We start from the raw sequence: 20,102 nt of genomic DNA, 5'->3' as shown, positions 1-20,102 counted from the left end.
TAGGACTATTAACCATGCAACAATTCCGATGTTAAGTCATTCATGAGTGAACATCGGAATTTAATTTTTATAAATCGCTATAATGTTTTTTTAACAATGAGAAAACAATTTTACTGATCTGTCGAGCAAGAAATGGAGGTACAGCATTTCCGACCTGCGTATACTGATTAGTACGGTTTCCTTCAAATATATAGTTGTCAGGGAAGGTTTGTAATCTTGCCGCTTCCCTTACAGTGAGACTTCTACACTGCTTTGGATCATAATGAATGAAATAATGACCATCTTTTGAAATATGGCTTGTTATTGTAGTCGCTTCCTTATGAGCAAGCTGCACGCGAAAACGGTCATTATAAGACCCAGAATTCCAGTTCTGGTGTTGTGGAGCAAGCTTAGTCGGGAAATTTTCAGCTTTAGGTGAGAACCCTCTCTGTTCACCATATAATGCACAAAAACTGTATCTGAGCAGATCTGACTCCATATGTCCTCTTGTCTCATGATTGAGAACTAGATTCAGTTCAGGATCAAGAATCCATTTCTTCAAATGATCTGGCAACTGGTTTGATGATTTATATTTATGAACAGTTTCTTTTCTTTTTAAATCTTTATATGGTTGGAGATAAGTTTTATTAACATCAACACCAATATTATTTAATGCGCTTAATGTTTCGGCATTACTTGATACAACTTGCTGCCAGGAATAATAAGAATCATCTTTTTTTGATAACCCGCTTCGTAGTTTTGGTAAATCACCAATAGCCTCTTTAACTGAAACTTTAGGGTAAATATTTTTATCCAAGATATCAGGTATATGTTCAATATCCTCCCTCACTCCAAGCAGAATAACTCGGTGTCGAGCTTGAGGAATCCCGAATTCTTCGGATTTAATCAGGTAATTCAGTTTGTCTGGAGTAGTAGAGTTATCTCCCTCTTCTGTTTTTTCAACAAGAGAATATATTTTGTATGAAGGGCAAGCTTCTGATCCTGTGATTTCTGACGGATTCTGCAGGTCTTTAAGAATTTGAGGAAATATTAATTGATTCTCAACTTTTGCAGTAAGAATCCCTCTGACATTTTCCATGACAAAAACATCAGGTTTTGCAATTGATAGAACCTGTAGATATTCTTTGTAAAGAAAGTGGCGGTGATCTTCTTCAGGAACATAGTTTTTATTGCCGGCATTTCTAGAACGTCCAGCTAAACTATAGGCTTGGCAAGGGGGACCTCCGATTAAAATTTTAGGTCCGTAATGATTTTCTGTTAGCTCTTTTACTTTAGCATGAATGTGGTCATTATCTTTACCTAATTCAGAAGGACCTTTCAAGGTTTCCTGAAAAGCTGATTCATAAATTTCTTTATATGATTCAAAAAGTTCAGCTCTGGTAAGGTTGCCATTTAAATATTGATAGTAACCATCTAGACAGCCTTTTTGTTTTGCAAGTCTGTAAAATGCTCTTGTAGTTAGTGTCATATGAGCATGTGGATCTTTTTCAACAGACATGCCTATTTTAAAAGGATGCTTATTATTATCTATGTAAGAGGCGAATCCTTCGCCGAGTCCACCTGGCCCAGAGAATAGATCAATTACTAAAATATCATTATCTTTCATAGTAGCCTGATAACTTAAAAAACACATGCATAATACCAGGTCCTGTCAATCGCACAAGACTTAAAAAACTTGATAGGTAAAATTAAATAAAGCCTTGTAATTAAAATGATAACAGTTTGCTTTTCAATAGTAGTAAATTAAAAATTTCCTAGTAAATTTTTATACTATTTAGTCTGTAATTCCCGTTTTTTGGATTATTTTTCAACTATTTGATGCTATATTAATACTATTTTAGAAGAACCTAGATTACTAGCATTTAAAAAATTGATGGTCTAGATTGAACCTTCCGGGATTATTATGAAAATCTCATATAAGACTAAGCCTTTGAGTCCTTTACTAAAAGCTACTATTAAAGCTGGTGCTTTAGACGCTGTAAAATTACAAATTGAAAGAGGGGCTCAATTAAATGCGGTAGATTCAGCGGGCCTTTCAGCTTTAATGTTAGCTGCAATTTTCAAACAACCAGATATTTTTCAGTATTTGATCGAAGCTGGAGCTTCTTTAGAGTTGATCGACTCAAAAGGAATGTCGGCTATTGATTATGCAGAAGCAAGTGGTGTTGAAAAAATAAAGGAAATCATACGAGAGGTACAAAATAAGACAATAAATACTACTAGTGACCCGAATCTTCTTAGAGAAGCAATCTCTGATCAAATTATAAATCAATCTACTGAATCTAAGATTGAGCAAGAAATAGTTAGTTTTAAGACGACAATTATTGAGTTCGAAGATAGTAAAGAAATAGAAAAGGAACAAAATTTAATACAGGAGGTTGATAGTCACTTAGTAGATTTTAATTTTGAATTAGATGAAGATTTATCTTTTGATGCGGGATGGGCTTTAGATACGTCTGATCACTGGTGTAGTGATGAAGAAATCGAGGTTCCTGAGAATGACTTAGCTTGCTTGGTGGAAGCTGAAACAATTTATAATAAAATAGTTAATCATCAAATTCTTGATATAGATACGATTGATTGGTCAGATATTGAAATTGATCTACCTGTTAGTCAACAAAGAATAATAAATATAAAAGACGAATTTTCTCATTTATATTATTTGTTAATTCAAAGTACCATTAAAGGAATGGTTTCATATAGCCAAGTATTACAAGCTATTAAGATTGATATTGGTGAGACATATATAGATACAGTACTGCCTGTCATTCTAAATTTATTTGGTGATTTGGGTGTTTTGATAGAAGACTTTAAGCCGTTCGAAGCTAATTATGAAGATGATGGTATTAATCCATCAGAAAGCCTTATTGAAGATAGTTTAATTAACTTGAATTATGAACTGGAAGGCGATCTTTTCTCATTAAATATTTATTTTTCACAAATCCAAAAATTTGAATTAATTGATCGAGATGAGGAGGAAAGAATTGGCTTGCAAATGAATATTGCTTTGTTGGTCCTTGCCAAAAATATTGCTAATTTACCTACTCATTATTGGTCAATAGTAGTTGATATATTTGAGAATTACTCTACTAAAGGAGAAAATCAACTGTTTGTTGAAGAAAGTGAAGTTGATGAGGAAAAAAGTGTTAGTGATGAAATTAAAAATAATGAAATAAATGAAATTGATAACGGAAATAGTTTAGAAACAAAAGAAAATAATGAGACTTTAAATTTCGGGGATATTGTAATTCAGCTAAGAAAAAATAATAAATTTTATGAAAGTAATCAATATATTCCACGTCCTAAAATTAAAGATTTAGACAAATTATTAAAAATTGTAGAAAAAGATTTTATTGATATCGATGCTAAAGAAATTATTCATCCTATTACCAAGTATAAAAAAGCTCGTGAAAAACTAATTAAGGCAAATTTCAGGTTAGTAAATTATTTTGCAAAAAAATATGCATTATCAGGTGTGCCATTAGAGGACCTTATTCAGGAAGGTAATATAGGGCTATTAACTGCAGTTGATCGTTATGATTATCAATTGGGTTATAAATTTTCAACTTATGCAACTTGGTGGATAAAACAATCAATTACCAGAGCGATAGCTAATACTAATCGCTTGATTCGATTACCTGTACATATGTATGAATTAGTTAGTTCTATTGAAATTGCAAGGAAGTCTCTGGAAGACGAAGGTTTACCAGTCACTATTTCATCACTGGCACATAAAGCTGGATGCTCAGAGCTGAATGTTAGAAAGGCAATAAGTGCTAATAATTCAGTAGTATTTTTTGATGATGTCTCATATGAGGAGAATGAAATAATTAGCCCATTTTCGGGTCCTGAAGAGGCGATCTTGGCAGCTGACTTAAGAAGAGCAATTTATAAACAGTTGGCTGAATTAGATGAGCGGCCAGCAAAAATTTTGGAACTAAGATTTGGTCTTAAAGATGATAATGATCTTACTCTCGAAGAGATTGGTAGCCAATTTAATGTTACCCGAGAGCGTATCAGGCAAATTGAAGCAAAAGCTTTAAAAAAATTAAGACATATTTCACGTTCTGAATGTTTGGAACCTTTTATTACGTTCATAAAAGAAGACTTGAAAGAAGAAGAGAGTACGAAGGAAGAAAGTAATGCATAGCCATATTAAATCTCGTAATGCCCCCCCACAAGCAAGTGCAATGATCGAAGCTTTAAGAGGATTGGGCTATAACACAGCGACGGCATTGGCTGACATTATTGATAACAGTATTAGTGCTGAGGCAAATAATATTGATTTATTTTTTAACTGGGATGGTCAAAAGAGTCGAGTCATTATTTGGGACAATGGTAATGGCATGAATACTGAAGAAATTGATAAGGCAATGAGATTAGGGGGGAGAAGTCCATTAGAACAAAGGGATGCCAAGGATCTGGGTCGTTTTGGTTTGGGGCTTAAGACTGCTTCATTTTCTCAATGTAGAAAATTGACTGTAATATCTTGTGGTAAGGATGGAACCCACAGTCTCAGATGGGATTTAGATGTCTTGGCCAGCCAACAGGATGGGGGGTGGCATTTATTAGAAGGCCCATTTCTAGAGCTTGATGATTTAACTAAAGATCTAAATCATGCTGGTCACGGCACAATGGTAATTTGGGAGGAGCTAGATAGAATTGTATCTTCAAAATTTACTGTTGATGACTGGTTGAATCTTATAGATCAGATCGAATCTCATTTATCTATGGTCTTCCACCGCTATCTGGAAATAAAAGAAAAACTTACTATTCGAATAAATGGTAAGGCAATTAAGCCTTGGGATCCCTTTTTGTCAGGTCACCCATCAAAACCTTGGAATTCACCAGTTCAGCCTTTTAAAAATACACAGATTAAAATTGAATGTCATGTATTACCCCATAAGGATCGTCTAACTGCACAAGAATTGAAAGTAGCGGAAGGACCAAATGGGTGGATAGCTCAACAGGGTTTCTATGTTTATCGCAATGAAAGATTAATAGTGGCAGGTAGCTGGTTAGGTCTTAAGTCATCTGATTCCCAAAGAAAAGCATGGATAAAGGATGAAATCCATAAACTGGCGAGAATAAGACTGGATATCCCCAATACAATGGACAAAGAGTGGGAAATTGATATTCGAAAAGCTGTTGCGAGGCCACCAGTATATTTACGCAAATGGCTGGCCAGTCATGCAGAAGATACAAGAAATAGGGCTAGAAAAGTTTTTATTTACCGTGGGCAAATTACTAAAACTACGATTGATAAGGGTGAAGTCAAGCAAGCTTGGAAGGCTGAGCATTCAGCTAGTGGAATGAGGTATAAAATTGATCTTGAGCATCCAGCTATTAGCTCAGTAATGGAAAATGCTGGTGATTTTTTACCTAATTTAAAAGCTATGTTGAGAGTCATTGAAGAAACAGTACCCATTCAACGTATATGGCTAGATACCGCAGAGAATAAAGAAGCACCTTATACGGGATTTTCTGGTGAACCAACCACAGAGGTTGTAGAGGTTTTAACCACCTTATATAGAAATATGATTCGAATAAAAGGTATGACTCCAGAACAAGCAAAGAAAAGTTTGCATAAGACTGAGCCATTTAATAATTATCCAGATTTAATTGAAAAATTATCAGGATAAATTCTATTTTTTAAGGAAGAAATTTAAATGCACCCAGAGCACCACAAGAACGAAAAAACGGTTATTAAAACTGTTCAAGAACTTCTTATAAGTGAAGAAGATAAATCATTTATAACTCCAGAAAAAATTATTGAAACAGTCGATTCACTTCTTAGTATGCAATTATATGCAAGATTTAAAGAAAATCTGGATTATGATTTTGTAATAGATGAGTTAATTCGTCGTAATAGTATTTGGATTGGTCAAGATAGTATTCTTATTAATAATGTAGGTCATATTGCTTGGCTTACTACAGAAAGAAAAAAAGACTGGAGATATTGGGAACGCTATAAAGAATGGCAAGAGAAAAAATTAGACTGGGTTAGTTTAAATGCCTTAGATAAATCCACAGACGAAATTTTAGGTTTGTTAGAAGATCCTACACGTAAAGATGCTTGGGATAGAAGAGGGTTAGTTGTTGGCCATGTTCAGTCAGGGAAAACAGGTAACTTTACAGGTCTAATATGTAAAGCCGCAGATGCGGGTTATAAAATTATAATCGTATTAGCTGGTATGCATAATAATCTAAGATCTCAAACACAGATGCGATTAGATGAAGGATTCTTAGGTTATGAGACTCATCCTGATCCGGAGAAAATAAAACTTATTGGTGTAGGGGAACTTGATTCTGGATTACGTCCTAATTATGTTACAAATAGAACAGATAAAGGTGACTTTAATAAAAATTTAGCAGATGGCGCAGGCATACGACCAGAGGAACGTCCTTGGTTATTTGTTGTTAAAAAGAATAAAACAGTTTTGAAAAGACTACATAAATGGATTCATGATCATGTCGCCAATACTATCGACCCCAATACACAAAAAAAAATAGTTACAAATCTTCCTTTGCTTGTTATTGATGATGAAGCTGATCATGCTTCGGTTGATACAGGTGAACAAATTTTCAATCAAGATGGTATTCCCGAAGAGAATTATGAACCTAAAGCTATCAATAGTCACATTAGACAAATATTAAATTTATTTAGCCGTAAAGCATATGTTGGATATACGGCAACACCATTTGCAAATATTTATATCCATGAGCAAGCGGAGACCAAGAAAGAGGGAAAAGATCTTTTTCCAGAAGCATTTATTCTTAATTTAGCTTCACCTTCAAATTATATAGGTCCATCAAAAGTATTCGGAATTAATCAAGGTGATGGTTCACGTAAAAATCAATTACCAATCATCCATGAAATTGATGACCATAATACTAATGATGGTTTATCAGGATGGATGCCTACAAAACATAAAAGTGATCATAAGCCGTATCATGAATCAGAATTTGGCATTCCATTATCATTAGTTGAGGCCATAGATTCCTTTTTACTTTCCTGTGTAGTGAGGCAAATTCGTAAACAAGGAGATGAGCATAGTTCAATGCTGATTCATGTAACACGATTTAACTTGGTACAGAAAGAAGTTTTTGAAAAAGTTGATGAATATATAAAGAAAATCAGTCAAAGACTGATACGTGGTATTGATAGTCAAGGAATATTAAAGCGTTTAGAGAAGTTATGGGAGCATGATTTTATCCCTACGACTAAGAAAATGACTACAGATGTACCAGATTTATGTTCAGATTCCTTACCTGACTGGGAAAAAGTAAAAGAATTATTGCCAGAAGTAATTGGTCAAATCAGTGTACGCATGATAAATGGAACAGCAAAAGATGCTTTAGATTATGCTGACAGCGCTAGCGGGTTGAAGGTTATTGCAATCGGTGGTGACAAATTAGCGCGAGGTTTAACGTTAGAAGGACTTTGCGTCAGTTATTTTTTACGTGCTTCAAAAATGTATGACACATTAATGCAAATGGGGCGCTGGTTTGGTTATCGTCCTTGCTACCTCGATCTGTGCAGACTATATACTACTTCAGAGCTGATTGAATGGTTTGAACATATTTCTGATGCTTCATTGGAGTTAAGAGAAGAATTTAATCTTATGGTTGAAAGTGGAGGGACACCGAGAGATTATGGCCTTAAGGTAAAGTCTCATCCAGTGTTAATGGTCACTTCGCCTCTTAAAATGCGTACTGCAAAAACTCTAAAATTATCTTTCAGTGGGACTGTTAGTGAAACGGTAAGTTTTTTGAAAGATGAAAAGGTATTGAAAAATAATTTTGAAGCTTTAACTCATTTGATTAATTCATTGGATCATCCCCATACTATACCGCTACGTTTTCGCGGGAAAATGAATGCGCATAAGCTAAGCTCAAATAATTTTTACTGGGAAAGTGTCTCATACACACATATTCTTGAATTTTTAGAGCAATACATAACACATCCAGAATCACTTAAAGCCAATAGCAAAATGCTGAAAAGCTTTGTTGAAAAAATGGCAGAAGTAGGGCAACTAACTTCATGGAATATCGCTTTGATAGGAGGGAGTATTAAAGATCACCCTGTAAAATTATCAGATTCTTTAATACTTCATAAAGCTCAACGTACTAGCAATGGCCGACATGAGGATCGATACGCTATTCGTAGATTATTGTCCCCAACGGATGAAGCTCTTGATTTAAGTAATGAGGAATGGAATGCAGCTCTAACTAGGACGATTGAAACCTTTAAAGAGGAAAATCCTGGAAAACCAGTAAGTATTAGTAATCCTAGCGGCATACATTGTCGCTATATTCGTGGTAATGGAGTGAATAGTGACAAAGGGCGACCTGATCAAGGACTATTAATTATATATCTGCCAGAGGACGTAGAAAATAACAATAGCGAGAGTGAAGTACAAAGAATGGATCCATTTGTTGGATTTGCATGCAGTTTCCCTCATAGTGAATTGAGTGAAGAAGTTGAATATAAAGTAAATAATATTGAATGGGAGAGTTACTATGGCCCTGCCATTTGATCAACAAATTCAATTAGCTTGGAGAGCATTATCCTCAAGTGGGGATAAGGAGGGATGGAATACTATCCCACTTTATAAGAAAAATAACTGGTTACTTGTTACTGGTTGTAGCCTCTCTACAAATGAACAAGCTATTTTTTTAGAAATTAATCATTCAAATATTTCAATTTCAAATAATAGTTTACCAATTGCCCAAGGTTTTAGAGTTCAGCAACTTAAAGATGAAGATTCTAAAAAAGGATTAGCTTTAATACGTCAGGTTGATGGAGATTTAGAGCTATTTACAAAGATGGCTGTTGATGTATGTAATACCATTATTCAGAACGAAACCCTAAATGAAAATCAATTAATATCATTATTTATCAATAGAATAAATGCTTGGCTTTCATTCATGAGAAAAGGTTTTGAAACTCTTTCCCAAGAAGCTGAGTTAGGTTTAATTGGAGAGTTAGAAACATTATCGAGTCTAATTTCAGCAAATATACCAATAAGTGATGTTTTAGATGCATGGATAGGACCTTTAGATGGCCTTAAAGACTTTGAGTTAGGTACAGGCGCTATTGAAATTAAAAGTACTTTATCAAGTAATGGTTTTATCGCAAAAATTGGATCATTAGAACAATTAGATGATAGTCAGATATCACCATTGTTTATAAATGGGTATCGTTTTTCTATCAATGCGACAGGCTTAACCCTAGTTGAACGTATAAATTTATTACGGGATCAATTAATTGATTTTCCATCTGAGCTTTCACGGCTAAATAATTTACTTTTAAGGGTGGGGTATCTTGAAACTGCTGCAGAAAATTACATTCGTAGATTTAAAACCGAAAACTCATATTTTTGGCTAGTTGATGAAAATTTTCCAAGATTAGTGCCTGGCAATATTGCTGTAAACATAAGACAGGTCAAATATGAAATAGATTTAACACCTCTTATGAATGACTCTATCAACTTAAGCATAGTCCTTCAGAAATTAGGAATTGGAAATAGTGGAATTAATTGATTTTTTAAAAAATATTCAGAATGATGTTCAAACTGAAATAGCTACACGAACTGAAGAATCAGGCCAACAAGGTTTATATGCAGAAGTTGTATTTACTGAAATTGTTACTCAGCATATGTCTGAAATTGGTATGACATTTGAGCCTGAGGTTTGTCGCTATCATGCACAGATACATCCTATTGGTATCCTTAGGTTAAGTGGTTATTCGATTTCTGAGGAAGCAGACCAACTAGATTTATATGTTACTGAATATAGTGGTAATAACGAATTAGATACTATTCCTAATTCAGAAGTTACGATGGCAGCTGAACGTTGTTTAAAGTTTTTAAAATACTGTGTGGAAAAAAAACTATCATCGAAAATGGATGAGTCTCATGAAGCCTATCCATTAGTTCGTACGATAGAAGAGGGTTATTCTCAATTTGATCAGATAAGGATTTATGTATTAACAGACAGGGTGGCAAAAACTCGTCAATTTCAAAGTAGAGAAATACAAGGTAAAACAATAAAACTTGAAGTTATTGATATATCAAGGCTATTTAATCATCTGCAAGAAGGTAAACCTAGGGATGAACTCATTGTAAATTTTGAACAGGTTTCTGGTAGTCCACTTCCATGTGTCTGGGTTCCAAATGAGCATGGAGAGTATGATTATGCAATGACTGTAATTCCTGGAGAGGCTTTAAGATATGTATATGAAAAGTATGGTCCACGTATTCTAGAGGCAAACGTTAGATCTTTTTTAAGTCAGACAGGAAAAGTAAATAAAGGTATCCGTGATACTTTAATTGATCAGCCAGAACGTTTCATGGCTTATAACAATGGTGTGGTAATTATTGCAGATGAAGCACATTTAGGCAGATTAGAAAACGGTGGTATTGGTATCTCTTGGTTAAAGGGAATGCAAATCGTAAATGGAGGACAAACAACAGCTTCCATGTTCTTTACCAAGAAAAAAAATCCAGCAGTTAACCTGAAAGCTGTGCATGTACCTGCGAAAATCATTGTTTTAAGAAAAACAGATCCCTTGGAAGAAGAGCAACTGATTTCAGATATTTCACGCTATGCGAATAGCCAAAATGCAGTCAAGCAATCAGATCTTTCAGCGAATAAACCTTATCATATTAATCTTGAAAAGTTAGCACTATCAACTTATTGCCCTGATGGTGTAAGTCGATGGTTCTATGAAAGAGCTGGGGGAAGCTATAAAGTAATGCTTGAGCGTGAGGGCAAAACTCCTGCTGGCATTAAACGTATCCAGGAGCTTATACCTACTAGCAGAAAAATTACTAAAACTGAATTAGCCAAATATGTTTGTGCATGGGAGCAAAAGCCCGATCTAGTGAGTTTAGGGGGGCAAAAGAACTTTACTGCATTTATGAATATGATCCAGTCCTCCGATGAGGATAAGCAGTTACAACTTGATGTCACCTATTATAAAAATATTATTGCACAAACTATCATATTCAAAACTGCACAGAAAGTTATCAGGTCAAAATTTCCAGCTTTCCAAGCTAATATAACTGCCTATACAGTGGCAATTGTGTCTCAAAAGATCGGGAGTCGTATTAACTTTCAAAAAATCTGGTTAAATCAAAAGCTTTCTGAAGGGCTTGTTAAACAGATTCTGATTTGGTCAGAGGAGGTTAATAAATACCTGCATGAAACTGCCAAAGGGAGGATGATTTCTGAATGGGCGAAGAAAAATGAATGCTGGGATTTATTATCTCAATATGAATATTCAGAAAATAATCCTGACATTGAGGAGCTAAAGTAACCTCATTTTAATAGTTAAGATTAAATTCTTTAGGTCTCTTTTTTGACTGTCTTTGTGAGATGAATGTAGAAAATTATGGAATATTGATTTTAAAGAGTCGGAAATTAAATACTATCATCTCATTAATTTCTTGAAGTTGCCTTCATAAATATTGTCTCTAATTTAAGTATTATATTGATGCCCTAGAAAATTAATAAAAACAGCTTCTAAAATCTTAGAAGCTGTAATCAATTTTTCTGCTAGATTGAAATAAATGGGCTTATGAAATTTACTTGTATGCTTAAGGTTAACAGTTCAAGTAATATCTCTAATATCTGATTCTCATCATAAAAGAATGATAAATTCTTTAATCATGAAACAAGAGCCAGATTTTTGATAATATTGGATATTTCCTCACTGAGTATAATATCTACATCATTATTGCCATGAATATTTAAAGGCTTTTTCTCTATAATAAATAGGTCTTTAAGTATTTTTATAGTAAGAGTATTTTCAGGTGAGGTAGAAATTCGAAAGATAGATTCATCCAGAATAGTATTTAACTTTTTAATCTCATTTTCAGAAGTATTTTGTTTTATAGAAACTAGATACGCACGATATAGGATTGCAATAGTATTTTTATATTTCATAAATGCATGCATATTTACCTTCCCACGTTGCATAGAAGACATAATCATATCTTTGCAGGTGATTCTCTTATTTGACAAGTCAAAATCAGCATGAGCAAGTAAATCTCGAATTTCACGTTGAATATGTGCTTTGTTAAAGTAAGGTAAGCTGGTCTCAATCGCTTTTTTAAGATTTTTAGGGGTTAAATCAGCCTTCTTATTAGCCAGGCTTGAAAAATCATAACCTTTCGAACTATCTGCATATACCAAAGCATTACTGCGTGTCATCATTGTAAGAGCTGACCAGAATTGATAATTTATTTCAGCTCTAAGTTCAGGGCCAAGATTGAGAGCTATGTAGTTTTTATAAATATAAACAATATCATCAAGATTTTTTAAAAGTTCAGAGGCAACAGCTACCTCAGACTTAACAGGATTGGGATTAAATTCAATTCCAATCATTGAAGAGATTAAAAAGCCGAACAGGCGAGCCATGTCCTGATTTTCAATAATGGATTCATAGTTATATTCTTGAGCAAAAGTATCCATTGCAGTTTGTGCCAATGCTTCGTATAAATTTGAATCTTGTACTGGATTCAATTTACTTTTAGTGGCGACAGAAACATCAGGGTGTATGAAACTGGTGAATAAACCTGATGCAATATTAAATTCAGCATCAGATTTAAGAAGCTCATTCATCATAAGAACACGAATGAAATATTCTATATTTTTAATATTCTTGTTAGTTGGTATTAAGTTAATAACAGCATAAGTAAATCTTGGATCGCCCGTTTCCATATAAGAGACTTTTTTAACTTCATAAGGATGACAATAATTCTTAAGTGGTATTAGCTTAAACTTTGGCTCTAACATAATGATTTCTTGAGAACTCTGAATTTTAATAGTGTAAATTTAGGTAGGGTAGGTATCAACTTGATGGATAATCCATAAGAGGCGGTATTCGTATAAGGAACATTTATGGTCTATAAAGAACCTTTTTACCCAATTTTATCAAATAAAACTACTATTTATCTAAAATATAATATTAATGCAATTTTGAAAAATCTGATTATAAAAAGCCAATTATCTCGGAAGATAATTGGCTTAAGTGAGAGTTAAGCTTATCCGATTATTCGTCTGTCATCCCAATAACACGGCACTACAATCAAATTGTTTTCATGCAATCGCGACCATAATCGAACACCTAAATCCCGCTGCATATTCTGGACTGTGAAATTGGAAATTAGCAGCGTGGACTTCATATTGTCATAACGGCTATACAGAACCTTATGCACCATCTCCAGGCGTTTTTCATGTCGGTCATGTAGGCCATATTCATCAATCACCAATAAATCAAAACTGGAGAAATGCTCGATAACTTCCTTCTCAGAACGTGAAGCATCTGACCAGGTGTCCATCATTTTTTGAGCAATTTCTGTACTGGTATAGTAGCGTGCAGATTTTGTACTGTTATGCAGAATGTTGCGAATGATTGACGCACTCAGATGAGTCTTTCCTGTACCCGGTGTACCAATGAGCAGTAGGTTTGGATAATGGTCAGAAATAATCTGCTGTGCAAAAGCCTGACATAGTTTGATGGCATTGTCTTGTGCAGGGCATGCAACTACATAATTCTTGAAGCCACGATCCAGGTAGCGTTTATTGAGCCCTGAGTTTTTGATTTTCTGTTGTAGCAATCGCTGTTGCAACTCATCTGCATAGGCTGCATGTGAGTGATGGACAGTTTCTTTGGCACACAATTTACAGAGCCTGTGACCGGCGATTTCCATCAGGGGTATATGATGGGTAGGGCAGAGTGTTTCTATTGTTTCTGCGCGAAACTGGAGCGTTTTAAGCATGGTATTCATGATCACTCTCCTAAATCCATTTGGAATTTTCTAAAAAATCCTCATTTTTTTCTTCAAAATTTGAAGATGAAGATGAAGATGAAGATGAAGATGAAGATGAAGATGAAGATGAAGATGAAGGGCATGGTTCAAGCATGACTTGAGTAATACTCGGGCTCTTCTCAGGAGTTGCTTGAGCATTTACTTTGCGTTGCTTGGCTGATGCTTGAGCATTACTTGCGGATTTCCCCCAACGTGCTTGGGCTGCATTTTTAGCTTTATCAGATTTCATTTGCTGATTTTGCAATGCCTGGCTTTTTAAACTGGTTAAAAAATTTGAATGAATCTCCTCAGATTCGATTTCAAACAATTCCAAGGCCAACAGTGTATTCAACAAAGTTTTAGCCTTGGTATGTTGCGATAATTTCGTGATGCTACATACAGTAGCTAGGTCATGAGGAATGGCACCATTTTTCCAGAAATCCATCATTAACAGCAGTGCCGCACCAATTTGTTCTGCCGTCATTCGTGCAAATTTTGCCTGTAGGTCGCCAATATAGAGTGGCATCCAAATTGAAATATCTTTATGCATGTGTTCACCTTTTTATAGGTATAGAGGGGCTAAGGTCATCGATTTGATGACCTTTTATGTTTGTTTTATTAGTGAGCTAGGCTCATTAACCGGAAACGGGCCTGTTGAGCCAAGTCATCGTAATGAGCTTGCCCTTCATCCAGCATTCGCTGTAGCCAGAGTCTTAATGCTTGGTGATCATCGAAGCATTTATTGATTTCCAGCAAAAAGGCCAGATTGTGCAGTTTGGGAATGTGTAACTCTTGAATGAGTTCACGCGCGACCATATCTGCTTCTGGGCTAACGACTACGCCACCAAAGAAAGCTTTACTGTTCATGGGCAAGCTCCTCTGTATTTAGTCTCTCCAGCATGGCTTCAAAAGCACTACCATCGCGACGTGTAACATTCGGAATGTAGCGGCTATAGACCCGAAACAGCATTTCAGTGGTTGAATGTCCCAGCTGGCGTGCGATCCATTCCGGGTTCTCGCCTGCCGACAACCAGAGTGTTGCTGCGGTATGACGTGTTTGATAAGCACGACGGGGCTTTAGCCCTAAAAAGCGTAGCAGGGGATGCCAGACACGCTTGTTTACCAAGCGATAATCGAGAGGCCCACCATCACGATTGCAGAAAACAAAACTGGATTTACCATTATTTAAGCTTTTCTGTTGCAGAAAGGCCTGATAAACCCGATCACTCATTTGGATGGTGCGGTCAGAACCATAAGTTTTGGTTCCACCAAGCTCTCCATTTACTAACGCTTCTCTGACATGGATTTCACGACGTGGTAAGTCCACATTTTTCCATTGCAAGCCATCGATCTCACTGGTGCGCATACCTGTGAAAAATCGAACAGTATAATAAGGCTTGAAATCATCACGAACTGTGGCAAGGATTGCGTGTACTTCCTTTAATGAAAAAGGTGTTACTTCAATCTTTCCTTGCTTTAAGTTCTTGATATTTTTATAAGGGCTATCAAAGTCATATCGTTCAGCAGCACTATCGAGTATCATGCGAAGTGCTATCATAATCTGGTTGATTCTTGATGGTGAAAGACATTCTTGGTTTTTCCCGTGAGTCACTTTGGCGAGGGATGAGCGGAATCCAAGAATGTCTGACTTTTTAATATTAATTACCGGAATTGTGCCAAAAAAAGGGATTAAGTACTTTTTGATCACAATTTGAATTTTTCCCTTGTAGCTCGTACGCCATTCTATTTCTTTATCAGTGAACCAGATTTCACAGAATTTTGAAAATAGAGGTGTTTTAGAGCTGATCTCATTTACTCTGTTTTCTGCATTTTTGATTTCTTTCAAACGAGAACTTTTTGGAAAGTATTTAGCATAGTCAAAAATACCCAATAAGATTTCTGCTTCCATTCGCTCAATCGCTTTTTCAAGCTTTTTGCGATTTTGAGCATTGTCTTCCAGAGCTGTTGTTTCACGACAACGGATGTTTAAGTATCGAAAATCGACACATAACTTACCGTATCTGGTACGGATGGCAGCCATAATAATGTTCTCCTTACTGAAGTTGTAGGCTGTGTAGCGAGCCTAAAGTGGTTTTGGTCATATCTTCTTCAATACGCTCCCATACATATAAAATTTTGCGTCCACCAAAAGGGCGGATGTAATGAATGCCTTCGATTAGAACACTGTCCTTCAACTGATTACGGATGGTACGCTCGTTGTAATGGATTCGTTCCGCCAGTTCTTTTGTAGTAATATAAGTAAGATTCATGTCTGTATCCTTTTATAAAGTATCACAATGGTGTTATTTAAGGTCACAATGCAATAATAGATGCATTTAAGACACCATGCAAGTACTTTATTACACAATGGTGGTAATTAATGATAGTTTGTAACTTGCCAGTACTTTTGGCAGAACGAAGAATGAAAGTAGCGGATGTAGTGCGGGCGACTGGAATGAGTAAGACAACATTACATAAGTTATATAATGGTCAATCGACTCGAATAGATTTTGAAACGTTAGAGAAATTGTGTGTATTGCTTAATGTTGAAGTGGGTGATTTATTAAAATTTAAGAAAAATGAAGAGCAAAATGATTGATTGAAAGAGAATAAAATTGAGTTTTTTATCATAAGTAAATGTTTTAATTATGTATTTTTGGTGACCAAATTTGGTCACCATAAAAATTAATAAAATAAAAAATACTAAAATTGATGGAAAAAATAAAAATCAAGTGTATGGGGGAGGTGTTCTGATTATTTATAATGAAATTGATTAAAAAAATACCAAAATAGTGAATGTGTTGATTTGTATATGATAAAGGGAAGGCACGTTTAGGACACTTTTGGTCACGCACCAGCTTCAAAAAACACGTTGTCTAAAAATTTTAGAACTTCTTCCAAAGCTAGAACAGAGAGGTTTTAGAAAAAATATTATTAATAATCAACAATAAAAAAGCCCCCATCTTTCGATGAGGGCTTTTTGAATCTGGAGCGGGAAAGGAGACTCGAACTCCCGACCCCAACCTTGGCAAGGTTATGCTCTACCAACTGAGCTATTCCCGCGGAGTCTATAAAGTTTTTTAAATGAAAAAACTAAATGAAAAAATTTTGAGCGGGAAAGGAGACTCGAACTCCCGACCCCAACCTTGGCAAGGTTATGCTCTACCAACTGAGCTATTCCCGCATGCCGTGTATAATACAGCATGCAAAAATGTGGTCAACACCTTTGTTAAAAATCTTGTATCAATTGAATAAAATAAAAGCAAAATGCTGTAGACCAGACAATAAATAACCAATATTTATATAGAAATCAATGAAACTTGGCCACAATCAACGGATTGCGCCTGAACAGATTACCGAAATACTCAGCAGAACAAGGTATACTGGGATTATATTTTTGAAGATTGGAGTCAGGCCATGAGCTTAGAACAACAACTGAAAGATCGTTTGGCGCAATTATCCCCAACCCATTTAGAAGTAGTGAATGAATCTTCGGGTCATGGCGGTTATTTTCCGGGAAAAGAATCGCATTTTAAAACCGTGATTGTGAGTCAGGCTTTTGCCGATTTACGTCCAGTCCAGCGTCATCAGAAAGTTTATGCTGCTGCGGGTGATCTGCTGTCAAAAGACAAGATTCATGCGCTGGCCATTCATGCATTTTTGCCTGAAGAATGGGCAGGTCAGGATACGACCAGTCCTGCTTGTGCACACGCACCTAAAAACTAAGAGGACATGATGGAAACCCAACTTTTAGTCAAGATTATCCATATGTCGGTAGCAGGACTGGCGATTGTCGCCATTCTTGCCCGTGCCTTGACCTTGTTTGTCGGTACACAAGGGAATTTACCTAATCCGGTGGCACGTACAGCACTCGTGGCCTTACAGCATTTAGCCATCACGGTGATTGCACTGACCGGTATTGTGTCGCTCGTCCTCAAAGACTTTGATGTGCAGCCTTGGTTCTATGCCAAAGTCATTTTATTTTTGGTACTGGTGTCCTCTCTAGGCAAAGCCTATAAAAAAGATGATTCGATCTTGCTGTCGCAGCGTCGTGCTGGCTTAGTTATTGCTGTAGTTTCGTTAGTATCAATTCTAGCCTTGGTGATGATCAAGCCGAATTTTGGCTAAAAGCAGGCTGGCTGTGATGATCAGCACAGCCAGCCCATGCAGATAATTAAAAAATACAAATGTTGTAAAAGTAATTAAAAATGTGAGGAGGGGGACATGCGTACACGTGTGGTATTTAATCAAAAGGGTGGGGTAGGCAAGTCGAGTATTACTGTCAATCTGGCAGCGATCAGTGCACATCAGGGTTTAAAAACCTTATTGATTGACCTGGATCCGCAGGCCAATTCCAGCCAGTATGTGCTGGGCGATGATGCGACGTATTCTAGTGACAAGCCGGCACTCGAACCAAATATCGAAAATTATTTTGAAGATGTACTCGGTAATCAGCAAAGCAAGGGTTTGCTCGGCAATGCGATTGGCTCGATTTTAAAAAGTCGTAGTAAAGGCCTGGAAAGCTATGTGCATCAATCTTCTTTTAAACATCTGGATGTTATTCCGGCCAGTCCAACGCTGGGTGCATTGGCCCATGCACTGGAGTCCAAGCACAAGATCTACAAGTTAAGAGATGCCTTGCAACAGCTATCGGGACATTATGACCGGGTGTTTATTGATACACCACCTGCGTTTAATTTCTTTACCCTTTCTGCACTCATTGCGGCAAACCGCGTGCTGATTCCCTTCGACTGTGACGTGTTTTCTAAACGCGCCCTGCAGACCCTGATTGAAAATGTCATTGAAACCCAAGATGACCATAATGAAGGGCTGGAAATTGAAGGCATTGTCGTCAACCAGTTTCAGGCACAGGCCAAATTACCGCGTGAAGTGGTACAACAGCTCAAAGATGAAGGGCTGCCGGTACTTGACAGTATGTTGCCACCGTCGATCTTGATGAAAGAATCTCATCAGAAAAATCAGCCTTTGATTCATTTGGCTACTGATCATAAATTGACTCAGGCCTATCAATCGTTGTTCAATGAGATAGAGCAGAATTAAGATCGAGTTAACTATGAAACTTGTGAAAATCAGCCTGAGTATTGCTGCACTGGCATTACTCAGTGCCTGTGCAACGACGGTAAAACCGACTTATGTGTCACCCACCCTCTATCAGACTTTGGGTTGTTCGCAATTACAGGGTGAATATAATCGTATTCAGCAGTATATCGACAATGGCGTTGAACCACCGAAACGTACTGGCGTCGGTGTGGGCGTTGGTCTTGGCGGTGGTTGGGGTAGTCGCGGTGGATGGGGTATTGGTCCGAGTATCTCAGTCAATATGGGACAATCATCTGATACTAAAAGAACCGAACTGGCACGGCTTTTAGGCGAGCAGGAAGCGATTGTACAGGCCGCACGTTATAAGAACTGTCCAATCATCGTTCGGCAGGCGACGCCTAAATAAATCATTCAATATAAAACAAATAAATGCTGACTTCAGGTCGGCATTTTTTATTGTTTTAAACAAGAAAAGTGTGACTTAAATTAAGATAAAACTCACTGGAAATTGACCAGACTGTATAAAAATCTGAAATTTATAAGCTTGTTATCCCACTCCCATATTGATTAAGCTAGAATCTTGGTCCGGAATAGTTCATTGCGATGATTGAAAATTGGTTATTTGTTTTAGGACTCATTGCTGTACTGATGGTTCCAGGGCCTGCCAATGCCTTGGTGGCCAGCTCTGCTCATCAGCAGGGGCAGGCCAAAACCAGTCTCTATCTTCCTGCCATTTTACTCGGCTATTTTTATGCCATTAATGTCTGGGCCTTGTTGATTCATCTGGCGTCACCGATCTGGCCAAATTTTAAAGGCTTGGTCTATGTACTGAGTACCATCTGTGTGGGCTGGATGACCTTACATTTATATAAGGCTCAGCAGTTAGAACGTTACAGCAAGACCCATCCGCAGATTCGCCCCTGGCAAATGTTTACAACTACCCTAAAAAATCCCAAAGCAGCCTTGTTGGCCTCTGGAATTTTACCGATGGAAACCTGGCAAAGTCCGACCAACTTCGTTCTGGTTTTTGCTGCCTTTAGTTTGAGTACCATTCCGGTCGGGGTTTTCTGGATGGTCTTTGGTCAGGCCATTTTGACCAGTCCATCTGAAAAAATAAAAGCCGGCCTCATTTATAAAGGCGCGGCTCTATTTGTCCTGCTTTGTCTGATCCCACTCCTGATCAAGCTCTGGGATTAAACGCACAGGCTGTAAAAAAATCTT

Annotated in this window: 18 protein-coding genes and 2 tRNA genes; 11 read left to right on the top strand and 9 right to left on the bottom strand. The window is 36.6% G+C overall.

The features are described 5' to 3' along the window. Positions 1–67: 67 nt before the first annotated feature. Complete coding sequence (locus NI464_RS07915) at positions 68–1,606, bottom strand: DNA cytosine methyltransferase (RefSeq protein ID WP_253138123.1); 1,539 nt, start codon at positions 1,604–1,606, stop codon at positions 68–70. A gap of 297 nt (positions 1,607–1,903) precedes the next feature. Here NI464_RS07915 and NI464_RS07910 point away from each other — a divergent pair, with 297 nt between their 5' ends. The 5 genes from NI464_RS07910 to mzaE are packed head-to-tail and all read left to right on the top strand — an operon-like array spanning position 1,904 to position 11,323. After that, positions 1,904–4,150 carry a sigma-70 family RNA polymerase sigma factor gene (locus tag NI464_RS07910; protein WP_253138122.1) on the top strand — a complete coding sequence of 749 codons (2,247 nt, stop codon included), beginning with the start codon at positions 1,904–1,906 and terminating at the stop codon, positions 4,148–4,150. Continuing rightward, positions 4,143–5,642, top strand: a complete 1,500-nt coding sequence (locus tag NI464_RS07905; RefSeq protein ID WP_253138121.1) for an ATP-binding protein — start codon at positions 4,143–4,145, stop codon at positions 5,640–5,642. The genes NI464_RS07910 and NI464_RS07905 overlap by 8 nt, the downstream gene beginning before the upstream one ends. A gap of 27 nt (positions 5,643–5,669) precedes the next feature. Beyond that, on the top strand, positions 5,670–8,540 hold the full coding sequence (locus tag NI464_RS07900) for a Z1 domain-containing protein (RefSeq protein ID WP_253138120.1): 2,871 nt from the start codon (positions 5,670–5,672) through the stop codon (positions 8,538–8,540). Continuing rightward, entirely contained in the window at positions 8,524–9,546 is a 1,023-nt protein-coding gene (locus NI464_RS07895) for a PD-(D/E)XK motif protein (RefSeq protein WP_253138119.1), read from the top strand. Before NI464_RS07900 ends, NI464_RS07895 begins: the two co-directional genes overlap by 17 nt. Continuing rightward, entirely contained in the window at positions 9,533–11,323 is a 1,791-nt protein-coding gene (gene mzaE, locus NI464_RS15910; RefSeq protein ID WP_253138118.1) for an MZA anti-phage system associated AIPR family protein MzaE, read from the top strand. Before NI464_RS07895 ends, mzaE begins: the two co-directional genes overlap by 14 nt. A 350-nt stretch (positions 11,324–11,673) precedes the next feature. Here mzaE and NI464_RS07885 read toward each other — a convergent pair whose 3' ends face one another. The 6 genes from NI464_RS07885 to NI464_RS07860 form a co-directional block, all read right to left on the bottom strand. Next, complete coding sequence (locus NI464_RS07885) at positions 11,674–12,804, bottom strand: hypothetical protein (protein ID WP_253138117.1); 1,131 nt, start codon at positions 12,802–12,804, stop codon at positions 11,674–11,676. 248 nt (positions 12,805–13,052) lie between these two features. Then, positions 13,053–13,799, bottom strand: a complete 747-nt coding sequence (locus tag NI464_RS07880; RefSeq protein WP_253138116.1) for an ATP-binding protein — start codon at positions 13,797–13,799, stop codon at positions 13,053–13,055. Positions 13,800–13,809: 10 nt separating this feature from the next. Then, positions 13,810–14,370 (bottom strand): DUF1376 domain-containing protein, encoded by a 561-nt coding sequence (locus NI464_RS07875; protein ID WP_253138115.1) that lies wholly within the window; start codon positions 14,368–14,370, stop codon positions 13,810–13,812. 68 nt (positions 14,371–14,438) lie between these two features. Beyond that, positions 14,439–14,687, bottom strand: a complete 249-nt coding sequence (locus NI464_RS07870; protein ID WP_005108379.1) for a hypothetical protein — start codon at positions 14,685–14,687, stop codon at positions 14,439–14,441. Further along, on the bottom strand, positions 14,677–15,861 hold the full coding sequence (locus NI464_RS07865) for an Arm DNA-binding domain-containing protein (RefSeq protein WP_034682258.1): 1,185 nt from the start codon (positions 15,859–15,861) through the stop codon (positions 14,677–14,679). Before NI464_RS07865 ends, NI464_RS07870 begins: the two co-directional genes overlap by 11 nt. Positions 15,862–15,874: 13 nt before the next feature. Then, positions 15,875–16,090: a hypothetical protein gene (locus NI464_RS07860; protein WP_001054887.1), complete on the bottom strand. Its 216-nt coding sequence runs from the start codon at positions 16,088–16,090 to the stop codon at positions 15,875–15,877. A 110-nt stretch (positions 16,091–16,200) separates the two neighbouring features. Between NI464_RS07860 and NI464_RS07855 the strand changes: the two genes are divergently transcribed. Continuing rightward, a complete protein-coding gene (locus NI464_RS07855; RefSeq protein WP_010588955.1) occupies positions 16,201–16,419 on the top strand; it encodes a helix-turn-helix domain-containing protein in 219 nt (72 codons plus the stop codon). A 388-nt stretch (positions 16,420–16,807) separates the two neighbouring features. On the opposite strand, the gene NI464_RS07850 is transcribed toward NI464_RS07855, so the two are convergent. After that, positions 16,808–16,883: transfer RNA gene (locus NI464_RS07850), tRNA-Gly, on the bottom strand. Positions 16,884–16,931: 48 nt separating this feature from the next. Continuing rightward, a tRNA-Gly gene (locus tag NI464_RS07845) sits at positions 16,932–17,004 on the bottom strand. A gap of 233 nt (positions 17,005–17,237) precedes the next feature. On the opposite strand from NI464_RS07845, the gene NI464_RS07840 reads away from it, so the two are divergent. The 5 genes from NI464_RS07840 to NI464_RS07820 all read left to right on the top strand — a co-directional run bounded on the left by NI464_RS07840 (position 17,238) and on the right by NI464_RS07820 (position 20,078). After that, a complete protein-coding gene (locus NI464_RS07840; RefSeq protein ID WP_004732660.1) occupies positions 17,238–17,546 on the top strand; it encodes a BolA family protein in 309 nt (102 codons plus the stop codon). A 9-nt stretch (positions 17,547–17,555) separates the two neighbouring features. Beyond that, positions 17,556–17,948: a SirB2 family protein gene (locus NI464_RS07835; RefSeq protein ID WP_253138114.1), complete on the top strand. Its 393-nt coding sequence runs from the start codon at positions 17,556–17,558 to the stop codon at positions 17,946–17,948. Positions 17,949–18,044: 96 nt separating this feature from the next. Next, positions 18,045–18,881, top strand: a complete 837-nt coding sequence (locus tag NI464_RS07830; RefSeq protein WP_004280959.1) for a ParA family protein — start codon at positions 18,045–18,047, stop codon at positions 18,879–18,881. Between the two features lie 13 nt (positions 18,882–18,894). After that, positions 18,895–19,287 (top strand): hypothetical protein, encoded by a 393-nt coding sequence (locus tag NI464_RS07825; protein WP_085064705.1) that lies wholly within the window; start codon positions 18,895–18,897, stop codon positions 19,285–19,287. Positions 19,288–19,484: 197 nt separating this feature from the next. Then, positions 19,485–20,078, top strand: a complete 594-nt coding sequence (locus NI464_RS07820) for a threonine transporter RhtB (RefSeq protein ID WP_253138113.1) — start codon at positions 19,485–19,487, stop codon at positions 20,076–20,078. The last annotated feature ends 24 nt before the right edge of the window (positions 20,079–20,102 follow it).

It is taken from the genome of Acinetobacter lwoffii (assembly GCF_024129685.1).
In the GTDB taxonomy this organism is placed as follows: domain Bacteria; phylum Pseudomonadota; class Gammaproteobacteria; order Pseudomonadales; family Moraxellaceae; genus Acinetobacter; species Acinetobacter lwoffii_X.
The sequence above is the reverse complement of the archived record's forward strand: the minus strand, read 5'-3'. Positions and strand labels throughout refer to the sequence as shown.